Source organism: Streptomyces daliensis (genome assembly GCF_054782395.1).
The window spans coordinates 225,430-238,268 of sequence record NZ_BAAGSO010000094.1 but is presented as its reverse complement, the minus strand read 5'-3'; the positions used below and the strand labels follow the sequence as shown (position 1 = coordinate 238,268).

General features: G+C 70.6%; 14 protein-coding genes. 8 read left to right on the top strand and 6 right to left on the bottom strand.

Going from position 1 to position 12,839, the window contains the following annotated elements:
• Positions 1 to 16: 16 nt before the first annotated feature.
• The 3 genes from ACYVOO_RS23570 to ACYVOO_RS23560 all read left to right on the top strand — a co-directional run bounded on the left by ACYVOO_RS23570 (position 17) and on the right by ACYVOO_RS23560 (position 2,173).
• On the top strand, positions 17 to 460 hold the full coding sequence (locus ACYVOO_RS23570; protein ID WP_453348039.1) for a PaaI family thioesterase: 444 nt from the start codon (positions 17 to 19) through the stop codon (positions 458 to 460).
• Between the two features lie 110 nt (positions 461 to 570).
• Entirely contained in the window at positions 571 to 1,299 is a 729-nt protein-coding gene (locus ACYVOO_RS23565) for an enoyl-CoA hydratase/isomerase family protein (RefSeq protein WP_461018103.1), read from the top strand.
• A gap of 16 nt (positions 1,300 to 1,315) precedes the next feature.
• Entirely contained in the window at positions 1,316 to 2,173 is an 858-nt protein-coding gene (locus tag ACYVOO_RS23560) for an alpha/beta fold hydrolase (RefSeq protein WP_461017675.1), read from the top strand.
• An 83-nt stretch (positions 2,174 to 2,256) separates the two neighbouring features.
• Here the strand turns inward: ACYVOO_RS23560 and ACYVOO_RS23555 are convergent, their stop codons facing one another.
• On the bottom strand, positions 2,257 to 2,841 hold the full coding sequence (locus ACYVOO_RS23555; RefSeq protein ID WP_461017674.1) for a MarR family winged helix-turn-helix transcriptional regulator: 585 nt from the start codon (positions 2,839 to 2,841) through the stop codon (positions 2,257 to 2,259).
• A gap of 158 nt (positions 2,842 to 2,999) precedes the next feature.
• Here ACYVOO_RS23555 and ACYVOO_RS23550 point away from each other — a divergent pair, with 158 nt between their 5' ends.
• Entirely contained in the window at positions 3,000 to 4,199 is a 1,200-nt protein-coding gene (locus tag ACYVOO_RS23550; protein WP_461017673.1) for an FAD-dependent monooxygenase, read from the top strand.
• Between the two features lie 61 nt (positions 4,200 to 4,260).
• Here ACYVOO_RS23550 and ACYVOO_RS23545 read toward each other — a convergent pair whose 3' ends face one another.
• Entirely contained in the window at positions 4,261 to 5,016 is a 756-nt protein-coding gene (locus ACYVOO_RS23545; protein WP_461017672.1) for a helix-turn-helix domain-containing protein, read from the bottom strand.
• Positions 5,017 to 5,170: 154 nt separating this feature from the next.
• Here ACYVOO_RS23545 and ACYVOO_RS23540 point away from each other — a divergent pair, with 154 nt between their 5' ends.
• On the top strand, positions 5,171 to 5,749 hold the full coding sequence (locus tag ACYVOO_RS23540) for a TetR/AcrR family transcriptional regulator (protein WP_461017671.1): 579 nt from the start codon (positions 5,171 to 5,173) through the stop codon (positions 5,747 to 5,749).
• Positions 5,750 to 5,831: 82 nt separating this feature from the next.
• The gene (locus tag ACYVOO_RS23535; RefSeq protein ID WP_461017670.1) at positions 5,832 to 6,713 is read left to right on the top strand and encodes an alpha/beta fold hydrolase; all 882 of its coding nucleotides are present in this window, start codon (positions 5,832 to 5,834) and stop codon (positions 6,711 to 6,713) included.
• A gap of 96 nt (positions 6,714 to 6,809) precedes the next feature.
• Here ACYVOO_RS23535 and ACYVOO_RS23530 read toward each other — a convergent pair whose 3' ends face one another.
• Both ACYVOO_RS23530 and ACYVOO_RS23525 read right to left on the bottom strand, forming a co-directional pair.
• Positions 6,810 to 8,063, bottom strand: coding sequence for an SLC13 family permease (locus ACYVOO_RS23530; protein ID WP_461017669.1), 1,254 nt, complete (start codon positions 8,061 to 8,063; stop codon positions 6,810 to 6,812).
• A gap of 164 nt (positions 8,064 to 8,227) precedes the next feature.
• Entirely contained in the window at positions 8,228 to 9,409 is a 1,182-nt protein-coding gene (locus ACYVOO_RS23525) for a PrpF domain-containing protein (RefSeq protein ID WP_461017668.1), read from the bottom strand.
• A gap of 156 nt (positions 9,410 to 9,565) precedes the next feature.
• Here ACYVOO_RS23525 and ACYVOO_RS23520 point away from each other — a divergent pair, with 156 nt between their 5' ends.
• A complete protein-coding gene (locus ACYVOO_RS23520) occupies positions 9,566 to 10,534 on the top strand; it encodes a LysR family transcriptional regulator (RefSeq protein ID WP_461017667.1) in 969 nt (322 codons plus the stop codon).
• Between the two features lie 162 nt (positions 10,535 to 10,696).
• Positions 10,697 to 11,281, top strand: coding sequence for a hypothetical protein (locus ACYVOO_RS23515; protein WP_461017666.1), 585 nt, complete (start codon positions 10,697 to 10,699; stop codon positions 11,279 to 11,281).
• 105 nt (positions 11,282 to 11,386) lie between these two features.
• Here the strand turns inward: ACYVOO_RS23515 and ACYVOO_RS23510 are convergent, their stop codons facing one another.
• Positions 11,387 to 12,223 carry an SDR family oxidoreductase gene (locus tag ACYVOO_RS23510; RefSeq protein ID WP_461017665.1) on the bottom strand — a complete coding sequence of 279 codons (837 nt, stop codon included), beginning with the start codon at positions 12,221 to 12,223 and terminating at the stop codon, positions 11,387 to 11,389.
• A gap of 74 nt (positions 12,224 to 12,297) precedes the next feature.
• Positions 12,298 to 12,756 (bottom strand): MarR family winged helix-turn-helix transcriptional regulator, encoded by a 459-nt coding sequence (locus ACYVOO_RS23505; protein ID WP_453348028.1) that lies wholly within the window; start codon positions 12,754 to 12,756, stop codon positions 12,298 to 12,300.
• Positions 12,757 to 12,839 lie beyond the last annotated feature (83 nt).

The window sequence follows — 12,839 nt, the reverse complement described above, 5'->3', positions numbered from 1 at the left end:
GAGAAGGAGCACTGTCATGGGCTCTTCGTCGACGCACTTCGAGAAGCTGACGCGCTGCTGCATGAACTGCAAGATCTCCCGGTTCCTGGACAAGGAGATCACGATCGAGAAGGCCGGGGTCGCGCGGGTGGGCATCCCCTTCCACCCCGATCTCACCCAGAACGCGGACTTCACCCACGCGGCCATGCTGTTCGAGGTCGGCGACACCGCCGGATTCATGGCGGCCAACTCGATGGAGGAGACGTACAGCGTCCTCACCGTCGACTATCACATCAACCTCATCCGGCCGGTGCGGAAAGAGGGTATTCACGCCATCGGTGAAGTGGTGACCGCGGGGAAGACGCTCTACGTCACGCGCAGCAACGTCTACTCCGAGAGCGGCAAACTCGTGGCCGCTGGACAGGGCACGTACACGGTCTCGAAGATCCTGCTCACCGACCTCGACGGCTACGAGGACTGACCGGCCGCCACCTCCGCCGCCTCCGCCGCGCGGCCGGTGTGCCCGGCCCGTCGCGGTGACCTGAAACCTCCCTGGCGTGCCGCCCTCGCACGCGCCAGCATGACGGTGTGATGGAGACAGCCGAGCGCGACGGCGTCGCCGTCCTGACGATGCGTCACGGGCCGGTGAACGCACTGGACCTGGAGCTGCTTCTCGCTATCCCTGACGCGCTGTCAGCCGTAGCCGAAGCGCGCGCCGTCGTGCTGACCGGCAGCGGGCGGTCCTTCTCCGCGGGCGTGGACCTGAAGCGGATCGTCGCCGGAGGACCCCGGTACGTCGAGGAGTTCCTCCCGGCCCTGAGCCACGCGATGCTCACCCTGTTCGGACACCCCAGGCCGGTCGTCGCCGCCGTCAACGGCCACGCCCTGGCCGGCGGGTGCGTGCTGGCAGCGGCGTGCGATACCCGGCTGATGTCGGACGGCACCATCGGACTCTCCGAGCTGGCCGCGGGCGTGCCGTTCCCCACGGTGCCTCTGGAGATCATGCGCCACGCCGTCGGCCCGGCACTGGACACGATGGTGCTCGGCGCCGGCCGGCTGGCGCCCCGCCCGGCCGCCGCGATCGGCCTGGTACACGAGGTCGTCGGGCCCGGCGAACTGCTCGCGACGGCACTGCGCCGCGCCGACGGGCTGTGCGCCGTCCCGCCCGAGGTGTACGCCTTCTCCAAGCGGCAGCTCCACCGGCCGGCCCGCGAACGCATCGACGCCGCCCGGCCGTCGGAAGACCCCCGCGTGCTGGAGATCTGGAGTTCCGAACAAACCCACCGCGCCCTTCGCGACTACCTGACATCCTTGCGCTGAGGGAAAGGGTGGTGCCATGCCGGAGGTCGAGCTCTCCGCAGGACCGATCAGCTATCAGGACACCGGCGGTGACGGGCCGGTGCTGGTGTTCGGCCACGGTATGCCGATGAACGAGACACAGTGGCGCAAGGTGGTCCCCCTGCTGGACGGGTACCGCTGCGTGCTGCCCACATTGCCCCTGGGCGGCCACCGTCGGCCGATGCACCCGGACGCCGACCTCTCCCAGCGCGGTGTCGCGCTGCTCCTGGGCGAGTTCATCGAGCACCTGGGCCTGCGGGACGTGACCCTCGTCCTCAACGACTGGGGCGGCGGCCAGTTCCTGGTGTCGGAAGGGAAGGCCCAGCGGGTCGCCCGGCTGGTGCTGGTGGCCTGCGAGGCGTTCGACAATTTCCCCCCGGGACCGGCGAAGGCGATGGCCCTGATATGCAGGGTTCCCGGCGCCGTCCGGCTGCTGACGGGGCTCATGCGTGTCCCGTGGTTCCGGAACAACCGCAACGGATACGGCGGGATGAGCCTGCGCGGGATCCCCGACGAGATCATGGACGACTGGTTCGCTCCCGCGAGCCGCAGCAAGGCCATTCGCCGGGACTTCGCCAAGTTCGCCGTCTCCGCGCCCGACCGCCGCACCCTGCTGGCCTGGAGCGAGCGGCTGCGCGAGTTCGACCGTCCGGTGCTCGTCGTCTGGGCCACCGAGGACAGGCTGATGCCCCGGGAGCACGGGCCCCGGCTGGCCGAGCTGTACCCACAGGGCCGGCTGGTCGAGATCAGCGACTCGTCCACCCTCGTCCCCGAGGACCAGCCCGAACGCCTCGCGGAAGTGCTCACCGAGTTCCTGACCCGGACCGGAGCGGAGCCGGTCCGGCGCGTCGGCTGACGGGCAGGGGCCAGGCTCGGCCGTAGGGACGGCAGGGACCGCAGGGGCCGGAAGGACGGCAGGGGCCGGAGCTGGCCGGGCTCTCAGCCGGAGGCCGACTGCTCGTCGAGGGCCGCGAGGTGTGCCGTGAGGTCGTCGGCGAAGCGGCCGAGGAGGCGGCCGAAGTCCTGGCGGTCCTGCTGGGGCCAGTCCGCGAGGGCGTCGGTGAACCATCCGATGACGGTGCTCATGTAGCGGCCGGCCGCCGCCGCGCCCTCCGGGGTCGCCTCGATGAGACGGGCCCGCTGGTCGTGCGGATCGGTGACCCGTACGACCAGGCCACGCCGCTCCAGCTCGTTGACCTGGCGGGTGATGTGCGGGCCCACGACATTCATCCGCTCGGCGATCTCGCCGACCCGCAGCGGCCCGTCCGCCATGTGCAGCGAGAGGAGCACCGACATCGCCGGACGGTCCACGTGGATCGCGGCGGTCTCCATGGCGCGTTCGAGCAGCCGGCCGCGGTTGAGCACGTTGCTGACCTGCGTCAGCCGGGGGAGCACGGCCATGACATCCGCCTTGCCCCCTCCCTCGTCCCCGCTCTCGCGCTCTTCGCGCGCGGCGTCCCGTGCGTGGTCCCCTGCGTGGTCCTGTGCGGCGGCGGCCGTGTCGTCCGGCTGCTGCGAATCCATCTCGCTCCTCGTTGGATACCTAAGTTAGGTATATAGTTGTTCTCGTCGCGTGCGGGCGTCCATGCTCCATAACGCCTGGGTCCGTCACGCCCGCAACAAAGATACCTAAATTACGTATCTGGTTGGGGCTCACCGCCCTGACCAGGGGAGGAGCGGTCATGAGTATCAAGCGAGGACGCACCGTCCTGATCTCCGGCGCCAGCATCGCCGGACCCGCGCTCGCCTACTGGCTCCACCGGTACGGCTTCGAGGTCACCGTCGTGGAGAAGGCCGACGCGGTACGCGCGGGCGGCTATCCTATCGACATCCGCGGCACCGCGCTGGACGTGGTCACGCGCATGGGCCTGCTGCCCCGGCTCCAGGACGCGCACGTCGACAGCCGCAAGATCACCTTCCTCGGGCCTGACGGCGGCCCGGTGGCCTCCGTCAAGCCCGAGGACATCACCGGTGGCGTCGAGGGGCGGGACATCGAAGTGCGCCGCGGGGATCTCGCCGACGCGCTCTACGGAGCCGTACGCCATGACGTCGAGTTCCTCTTCGGCGATTCCATCGACACTCTCCAGGACCACGAGGCCGGTGTGGACGTGACGTTCCAGGGCGGTGACCGCCGCACCTTCGACCTGGTCATCGGTGCCGACGGGCTGCACTCCCGCACCAGGGGCCTGGTCTTCGGCCCCGAGGAGCGGTACCACCGCTACCTCGGCAGCTGCTTCGCCGGGTTCACCATGCCCAATCACTTCGGGCTCGCGCACGAGGCCCTGGTGTGGAACGTCCCCGGCAGGGCCGCGATCCTCTACGCCGTCGGCGAGAGCGACGAGGTGCACGCCTTTCTCGACTTCGCCCGCACTGAGGCGCCTCTCGACGCCTTCCGCGACCCCGCGGCGCAGCGGGACCTCGTCGCGTCGGTCTTCGCCGAGGACGCGTGGGAGATCCCGCGCATGGTGGCCGCCATGCGTGCTGCCGATGACCTGTTCTTCGACGTCGTCAGCCAGATACGCATGCCCGGCTGGTCCGCTGGGCGCGTCGCGCTCGTCGGTGACGCGGCGCACGCCCCGTCGTTCCTCTCGGGGCAGGGGTCGAGCCTCGCGCTGGTCGGTGCCTATGTCCTCGCCGGTGAACTGGCCTCCCATGACGGTCACCCGGCGGCCTTCGCGGCCTACGAGGAGCGGACGCGGGGGTTCGTGGAGCTGAACCAGGCGCTCGCCACCGACGGGGGCGCCCACCTCCTGCCCTCCACCGCCGAGGAACTGGCTCTGCGCGACGAGACCCTGCGGAATCCCTCCGGCCTGTTGGACGACGACCACCGGCGGGCGGCCACCACCGCACTCGGCCTCCCCGAGTACGCGGGCGCCCGCTGATCCGGCGGTACGGGGGCGTGGGGGGACGGCCGCCTGTTCGGGCTCCGGACGTTGCGTGTGGCTATTCGCGCTCCGGGCGTGGCGTAGCCGTGTCGTCCGAGGCCGGTTCGGGCCGCGTGGAGAAGATCTCGCGGGCCTCCTCGGCGGCGCGGGCGATGCTCTCGCCTATGAAGTCGACGAAGCGGGCGATGTTCTCCAGGCGGAGGCCGGCGGGAGTGTCGGGGCCGAGGACGACGACACCCTGCCGGGCGGTCTCGGAGATCTTGGCGTTGTCCCGGACGGTGGCGACCATCGACTGGTACCAGATGTCGTCGTCCACGAGATAGCGCTCGCGGCGGCGTTCGTCGCGTTCCCTGCGGATGAGGCCCTGGCCTTCGAGGAACGCCACCGCTTTGGAGATGGACGCCGGGCTGACCTGGAGGCGCTGGACGAGTTCGGACGCGGTGAGGCTGCCGGCGTCGGTGGTGGACAGGCAGGTCAGCACCCGGGCCGTCATCCTGGGCAGGCCCTGTTGCACCAGGACGGAGGTGAACATCTCCTCGTACTCGCGCACGGCCTCGATGTCGCGCCCGTGGGCCTGCTCGGGTGCTTGCGGGCTGCGGGGAGTGGCCTGCCTGCGCCGGTGGGCGCGGCGTTCGGTGGCGCGGTGGGCGAGGTCGGCGCGGTAGGCGGTCGGGCCGCCGTTGCGCATCACCTCGCGCGTGACCGTCGAAGTGGGGCGGTTCAGGCGCCTGGCGATCTCCGCGTAGGCGAGTCCGTCGGCCACCCCCAGTGCGATCTGCTGACGTTCGTGCTGGGTGAGTCTGCCTCCGGGCACCGCGGTCTCCTCTCGCGCCTCCTTGGTGCCCGCAGCGTAGCGTTCGCGATTTCGGAAACAGCAAGTTCGGAAACACCAAGCGTGGACATGAGGAGGGCGCGCACAAGGGCACCTCTTTCTTGATCGTACGTTCCAGATAGTCTACGGTGAGCGCATGGCGAGGACGCGTGAGTTTGACACCGAGGCGGCGGTGAGCCGCGCCATGGAGCTGTTCTGGACGCGTGGCTACGAGGCGACCTCGGTGCGCGATCTGACCCAGTGTCTGGGGATCGGGCAGGGCTCCCTGTATGCCGCGTTCGGCGGCAAGGACGGCCTGTACCGGGCCGCGCTGGAGCGCTACCGCACCACTCTCGCGGCATCAGCGCTGCGCGGTCTGGAGGAGGGGGCGGACGCCCGCTCGGCGATCCGTACGCTGCTGACGGAGCGGATCCGCATCGCCGTCGAGCGCGGCGGTCAGGGCTGCCTGGCGGTCAACGCCGTCTGCGAGCGGCTGCCCGAGGATGCGGCGACCCTGCGTACCGTGCGCGACATGCAGGACGCCACCAGGGAGGCGTTGACCGAGGTGCTGTGGGCCGCGATGGACCGGGGCGAGATCGCGGCGCGGCACGACCCGCACACGGTCGCCGCGTTCCTGGTCACCTTCCTCAACGGGCTGCTGGTCTCCGCCAAGGTCACACCGGACCTGCCGGCTCTCGAACCCCTCGTGGAGGTCGCGTTGGCCGCTCTCGACTGAGGGGTCCTCGCGGTCCTGAGTCGACCGGTGTTTCTCATGCCCCGAATCTGTAACGTTCGATAAAGAAATGGAGTGCCCCGTCATGATGTACGACCACACCGCAACGCCCCTGCGCACGGGCCGTGTCGCTGTCAACGGAACGAGCCTGCACTACCGGACGGGCGGGTCAGGGCCCGCGGTGGTGCTGCTGCACGGCGTGCCCAAGACCGGCTACCACTGGCGCCACCTCGTCCCGAAGCTGACGCCCCACTACACCGTCGTCGTGCCGGACCTGCGCGGTCTCGGCGACTCCGCCCGTCCCGCGGACGGCTACGACTCCGCGACGATGAGCGACGACATCGCCGAGCTGATGACCCGCCTCGGGCACGAGACCTACGCCGTGATCGGCGAGGACTGGGGCGCGGTGATCGGCTACCAGCTCGCCGCCCGCCACCGCGACCACGCCACCTCCCTGGTCTTCACCGAAGCCCTGTTCCCCGGCTTCGGCTTCGAGGACCACACCGCCCTCACCCCCGAGAACGTCTCCAGCGGAATGCACCTGTGGCACCTGGGCTTCTACTTCCAGCCCGACGTCCCGGAGATGCTGATCGCCGGGCACGAACGCGAACTGATCACCTACATGATCAAGAACGAGCGCAGCCGCCCCGACACCGCCACCCCCGACGCCATCGAGGAGTACGTGCGCTGCTACTCCATGCCCGGCGGCATCCGCGCGATGCTCGCCGTCTACCGGGCGATGCTCACCGACGCCGAACAGAACCGGCAGGCCGCCCGCAAGAAGCTGGACATCCCCGTCTTGGCGCTCGGCGGTTCGGCCTTCATCGGTGAACGCAACGCGGAGCAGGCGCGGCTCGTGGCCCACGACGTCACAGGACACGTCTTCGACGCGGGCCACGACCTCGCGGAGGAGGTGCCCGACGAGATGGCCGACGTGGTCCTGCCGTTCCTGGCCGCGCACCGGTAGCCGATGGTCCGCCTGCCCGAAGCGCCCTCGCGGCAGGCGGACGCGAGCAAGATTGATCTCAGCGGCACTTTCTGTGCCTCGACCACTCGGGCCCGGTCATGACCAGGGGAGCACCAGCGCGCCCCAGGCCACGATCGGGCCGAGGGTGACGATGCCGCCCGTATAGCTGATGACCTGCCGGTAGAAGCGGCGGCTGTCGACACCGCGGGCGTTGCTCAGGACGAGGGCTCCGTTGGTGGAGAACGGGGAGGTGTCCACGATCGTCGCGCACACCGCCAGCGCGGCGACGAGTCCAGCGGCGCTGAGGTTGCTGGAGATGAGCAGGGGCACCGCGATCGGGATGATGGCGGTGAGGATCGCGGTGGACGAGGCGAACGCCGAGGTGACCGCCACGGTGAAGCAGAGCAGCAGGGCCACCACTACGGGGACCCCGATCCTGGCCGCGTGCTCCGAGATCTCCTCGATCACCCCGGCCTTCTCCAGCATCGCGATGTACGTCATCATGCCCGCGACCAGCAGCATCGTGGACCAGCTGATGCCCTCGACGGCCTTCTCCTGGCGCTTCATGTCGACGAGGGTGAGCAGCGCACCGGCGCCGAGCGCGAGGAACCCGATCTCCAACTGGAACACGAGCGCGCCGACGACGAGGGCCACGAGGCAGGCGAGGGTGAGCCACTGGCGCCAGTCGGGGGCGCCGGTGGGCTCGGGGGCACTCGCTTCGGACTGCTCGTCGGACGCCTCGGCGAGGGGCGCGGGCCGGTTGCGCAGCAGCAGGAACGTCAGCAGCGACAGCGCGAAGTTGATCACGAAGCTGGCGGCGAAGAGGGTCACGGGTGCCACGTGGAGCTGGGAGTCGTCGACCATGCCGAGGACGAGCGCGCCCGAGACGGCGATGGGGGAGAACGCGCCCGCGTGGGCCCCGCTGATCACCATCATCCCGGTCACGAGCGGGTTGATGCCGTAGCGGTGGGCGAAGTTCATGCCGATCGGCACGAGGATCGCCACGGCGGCCGGGGTGAAGGTGCCGAAGGCCGTCAGCAGGGCCGCGACGAGGAACAGCACCCAGGGGAGCAGCGCGATCCTGCCGCCCACCAGCCGGACCCCCGCCGCGACGAGCAGATCGATGGTGCCGTTGCGCCGCGCGATGGAGAACAGATACGTGACGCCGACGATGGTGACGAAGAGGTCGGCGGGGAAACCCTCGAAGATCTCGTCCTCGGTGAGGCCCAGGGAGGCGGTACCGACGGCGAAGGTGGCGACGAACGCGAGGATGCCGAGGTTGATCGGCAACACGGTGCCGACGACGAACATCACGAGCAGTGCGCCTATGGAGATCACTTCAGCAGACATCATTGTCCTCGGAGCGGAAGGGGGCGGGCGGGGGTGCCTCGTCGGCACAGGGTCGGGACGGGGTCAGGACGGGGTCAGTAGTCCGGAGGCCGAGCCCCACCCTGTTGGCCTGTAAATCGAAGGCGGATCGGGCTTCTCGACCTTGGACGCGATCTATTTACGAATCAGGCGGCGGTGACCGCTCCGTGCTCGGGTACGTAGATGCGGGCGTCGGCGAGGATGCGTGCCGCGCGCTGGACGGTGACCCGCTCGGGGTGGTGCGGGGTGCCGCCCGTGCAGCGGACCGCGACGACACCTGCGGGGGTGCCGATGCGCAGCCATTCGCCACCGTGCTCGTCGTCGTGCTCGCCACCGTGTGCGGTGGCGGCGTCGGCGACCACGGAACCGTCGATACGGGCCGCGGCGGCCACGGCGACGGCGGAGGTGAGACCGATGACAGGATGCGGGGAGTTCATCGAGAGCATGCGCACCGAGAGGTCGTAGTCCCGCGCGCTTACGTGTTCCCCGAGCGTGGTGACGTAGGGGGCTGGAGGGCCCACCAGGCCGACCTTCGGGACCGCGTCACCCGGCTCCCCGCCCGGCGCGACGAGACCCATCAGGGGTGCGGCGGTGTGCCGCACGGCGCGCAGCCACGGCACGTCATCGCGCACCTGCTCAAGGGTCTCGGCCCCGGTGCGCCCGGCCCGTTCGGCGTCGACGAGGACGACGGGTGCGCCCGCGTCGACCATGCTGACCCGTGGGGCGGTGGTGGCGCCCATGGTGGCACTCGTGGTGGCGCCCGCGATGCCGTCCACCGTCAGGTACTGGGCCGCCGAGCCGGTGGGCAGGAGGGCGCCCGTCGAGCGTCCGGCAGGGCGCAGGAAGGTGAGGCCGACCGCGACGCCACCGGCCCGGGTGCCGGGCACCGTCTGTTCGCCGAACTCCCTGACCCGGCCGCCGGTGGTGTCCACGATGCCTTCGAGCACGGCGCCGGTGTTGGTGTTGCGCATGACGACACGTGTCCGGTCGCCGGCGAGGGGCACCAGCCCCTTGGCGACCGCGTACAGGGCGACACCCGTCGCGCAGTTGCCGCAGTTGCTGCCCCACTCCACGGTGCCGGTGCCGATGCCGACCTGCGCGAAGAGGTAGTCGACGTCGATCCCGTCAGCGGGGGACACGGAGACGACCGCCGCCTTGGAGGTGGTCGGGGTGGCTCCGCCCACACCGTCCAGTTCGACCGGGTCGGCGGAACCGTAGGCGCCCACCAGGATCTGTTCCAGGGCGGTGCGGTCGGTGGGGACGTGAACCTGGCTGAACAGCCAGCACTTGCTGGTGCCGCCACGTACCAGAGTCGCGGGAGTGTGCACGTGTGCAGAGTTCTTCCTGTGCTGCGCGGTGAGCGCGGGTTACGCGGGTGTGTCGCCCGGGTGAAGTGCCGGACGGTGCGACGACCCTCGCAGAGGCACGGGTTGGGCACAATGGCTGCTTTCTTCAGGTGGGTTTAGGTCAGCTAAACTCGCGGTGTGCTGAACGTGCGTCGACTGCTGCTGCTGACGGAGGCCGCCGAGCGCGGCTCGCTGACCGCTGCCGCCGAGGCGATGGGCATGACGACGTCCGCCGCCTCGCAGCAGATGTCCCTCTTCGAGCGCGAGTCGGGGCAGCCGCTGATCGAACGGTTGCCGCGCGGTGTGCGGACGACGGCGGCGGGTGAGGCACTGGCCGAGCGCGGCCGGGTCATCCGGCGCGAACTGCGCGCCGCCGAGGGCGACTTGGACGCCTTCGCACACGTCGAACGGGGCACACTGCGGCTGGGTTCCTTCCCCACGGCGAGTGCTTCGCTGCTGCCTCCGGCGCTGACCCGGTTCCGGCGGCGCCACCCCGGTGTGCGGACCGTCGTACGGGCCGGGGTCCTGGCCAGGTTGCAGGAGATGCTGCACACGGGCGAGGTGGAGACGGCCCTGCTGTGGCAGTACGAGTGGAACCGGATCGACGACGACGCGCTCGCCCTCACCCACCTTCTCGACGACCCCACCGTGCTCGTCGTGCCCGCCGACTCACCCCTGCTCGGACACCCGCGGGTCGCTCTCGAAGAGCTGGCCGAGGCGGAGTGGATCATCAGGGCCGACAACCACCCCGTCGCCGACGTCCTGCGCCGCAGTTGCCACCAGGCCGGGTTCGAGCCGCGCATCGCCTACGAGTCGCACGACTACCAGGAGGCACAGGCCATGGTCGCCGCCGGGCTCGGCATCGCCCTGGCCCCGCGCCTTGCGCTCACCAGCCGCCGCAGCGACGTGCGGCTGCTGCCACTGGGCGGCGACACACCGGCTCCCGTACGCCGCGTGCTGCTGGCCCGCGCCAGGTCACGTGCCGTGACTCCCACGGCGCAGGCCATGGGAGGTGTCCTGCGCGCCGTGGCCCGGAAGTTCGCGGACAGCGGGCTCGACGGACCGCGCATCGGGTCGGTACGCCGCGCCGGGGGCAACCGGTCCTGAACGCCGTGTCACGGCAGGGCCGCGGCACCCGTGCCCGGCCGTGCGATCGGCGTACCGCCATACCGCGTGCCCCGTACCGGGACAGGAGTGGAAGAGGGGGACGGGGGAATGCTCGCCACCGGACAGTGCACGGACAGAGGCACGCCGGACCCGGGGAGCAGCATGGCCGCGACGACATCGGCACGCGGAGGGTGTGAGACGCGCGGAGCGCGTACGCGTCGGCTGGGAGCGGGCGCGGTGCTGGTGGTGCTGACCGCCGTGACGGCGCTCGGCTGTGGTGGCTCCGGGCAGTCAGACGGGGCACCCTCGGACGAGGGGCGTGGATCGGAGTCCGGTCCGGCCCGCTCCTCGGAGAGCCCGTCGGCGGAGCGCACCGCCTCGCCGAAGCCCTCGGTCTCGGCGGCGGACGGACGGGACACCGGCGCCTGCGCGGACGGCGACTGCGAGGTGGCGGTGTCCGATCCGGTGAAGATCCCCTTCAAGGGGCCTGACGGCCCGGCGACGCTGAACGTGACCGAGGTCGGCCCGAACAAGGTCGAGTACACGGTGAAGTCGGGCAGCGGCCGTTCCGAGGGCGGGGCCAGCGGCAAGGGACAGGGCTGCATCACCGTCCTCCGCGAGAACGGCTCCGGCAACTCGTGCGGCGGAGTGGGGGACGACCCGCCGAGCGCGCAGCCCGACGCCGTGGTGCTCCAGATGGCAGGCGGCGAGGACGGCACGGCGCTCCTCCACATGGTGTCGGACTGAGCGGCGCCGGGCTGGGCGCGTCGATCCGGGGTGCGTCGATCCGACGTGCGTCGGCCCGGCTCCGTCGCGTCCCCTCAGCGTGCGACGAAGCCGGACGTGCCGTGGTCAGGTGAAGGCGATGTGGCCCGCCTGGGTGGCGGCGGTGACTCCTCCGTCGACGAGGAGATCGGTGCCGGAGATGAACCCGGCGGCGGGGCCGAGGAGGAAGTCGACGGCGTGGGCGATGTCCTCGGGAGTGCCGAGGCGGCCCGCGTTGGACCCTTCCAGCGCTGCCCGCATGTACCGGCCCGAGCTGCTGTTGTCGAGTTCCGCCTGTCCCATGGGAGTCGCGATGATGCCCGGGCTGACGGAGTTGATACGGGCACCCCTGGCACCCCAGGTGACGCTGGCGTGCCGCATGCGCAGCTGGTTGGCGCGCTTGGCGAAGGAGTAGGCGGCGCCGCTGTGCGCGAAAGTGTCCTCGGCGGCGAAGGGCAGCCCCAGCAGCTCGTCGGCCGGGGTGGTGGCGAGTGCGGTCTCCTGCTCGGGGGAGAGCGCGGCGGTGTAGTTGTACCCGGCCATGCTGGCGATCACGACACCGGCCCCGCCGGGCTGGACGACCTCCGTGAACTCCTCCACCACCAGGGCCACCCCGAGCAGATCGACGGCGAGCACGGCCCTGACGTCGGCCTGGACGGGGGAGAGGCCCGCGGTGTGCACGAGGCGGGTGACGGGGCCCAGCGCGGCGGCCCGCTCGGCGAGGGCGTGTACCGCCTCGCGCGAGGAGACGTCGACGGGCTGGGTGGCCACCTCGTACCCCTCAGCGCGCAGCCGCTCGGCCGCAGCGTCGAGCGCGACGGTGTCGTGGTCGGCCAGCAGGAGCCGGTGCCTCGAGCCGATGCGCCGCGCCACCGCCTGTCCCATGCCTCCGGCACCGATGACGACGAGGGTGCTCCGTGACATTGCGGGGCCTTTCACCGACGGGTGCGGAGTAAAGGGGGCTGGACGTGGCCGTACATCTATGTGTGCCGGAGGGCTCAGCGCGGCCAGGGGCGGCCGGTGAGGCGTTCGATGTCGGTGTTGAACTGCTGGAGGTCGGCGATGAAGTTGGCCAGGCGCTCGGGCGGCCACTCGCTGATCACCTTGGTCATCCCGGTCACGATCTCGTCGCGCTCCGAGGCGAGGCGCTCCATGCCCTTGCGTGTGACGCGGAACTTGCGGGCCACCCCGCCCTCCGGGTCGAGCATCCGCTCCACGAGCCCGGCGCGCAGCAGCGCGTTGGTCTGCCGGGTGAAGGTGGAGGCGGCCAGCCCGAAGGCGTCGACGAAGTCCGCGATCGACATGGGCCCCTGGACCTCCAGCCTGCTGAGCAGCACATAGGCGCTGCGGTCCAGGGCATCGCCCCCGCGGGTGCGGCGCGGTGAGGTCATCTCGCGATGCCGCATCAGGATCAGCATCTCCCGCTCGATGTGCTCACTCGCCTGCTTCGCATCCATGCCGATCGCCTCCGGTCACGCGGCTGTACCCCTGCACAGTACGTCAAAGTGCAGAATGCTCAAGGAGAGCATCCTGCACTCTT

Coding starts and splice junctions, on each gene's coding strand:
- ACYVOO_RS23570 (WP_453348039.1), top strand. CDS start 17: ATGGGCTCTTCGTCGACGCACTTCGAGAAGCTGACGCGCTGCTGCATG.
- ACYVOO_RS23565 (WP_461018103.1), top strand. CDS start 571: ATGGAGACAGCCGAGCGCGACGGCGTCGCCGTCCTGACGATGCGTCAC.
- ACYVOO_RS23560 (WP_461017675.1), top strand. CDS start 1,316: ATGCCGGAGGTCGAGCTCTCCGCAGGACCGATCAGCTATCAGGACACC.
- ACYVOO_RS23555 (WP_461017674.1), bottom strand. CDS start 2,841: ATGGATTCGCAGCAGCCGGACGACACGGCCGCCGCCGCACAGGACCAC.
- ACYVOO_RS23550 (WP_461017673.1), top strand. CDS start 3,000: ATGAGTATCAAGCGAGGACGCACCGTCCTGATCTCCGGCGCCAGCATC.
- ACYVOO_RS23540 (WP_461017671.1), top strand. CDS start 5,171: ATGGCGAGGACGCGTGAGTTTGACACCGAGGCGGCGGTGAGCCGCGCC.
- ACYVOO_RS23535 (WP_461017670.1), top strand. CDS start 5,832: ATGATGTACGACCACACCGCAACGCCCCTGCGCACGGGCCGTGTCGCT.
- ACYVOO_RS23530 (WP_461017669.1), bottom strand. CDS start 8,063: ATGTCTGCTGAAGTGATCTCCATAGGCGCACTGCTCGTGATGTTCGTC.
- ACYVOO_RS23515 (WP_461017666.1), top strand. CDS start 10,697: ATGGCCGCGACGACATCGGCACGCGGAGGGTGTGAGACGCGCGGAGCG.
- ACYVOO_RS23510 (WP_461017665.1), bottom strand. CDS start 12,223: ATGTCACGGAGCACCCTCGTCGTCATCGGTGCCGGAGGCATGGGACAG.
- ACYVOO_RS23505 (WP_453348028.1), bottom strand. CDS start 12,756: ATGGATGCGAAGCAGGCGAGTGAGCACATCGAGCGGGAGATGCTGATC.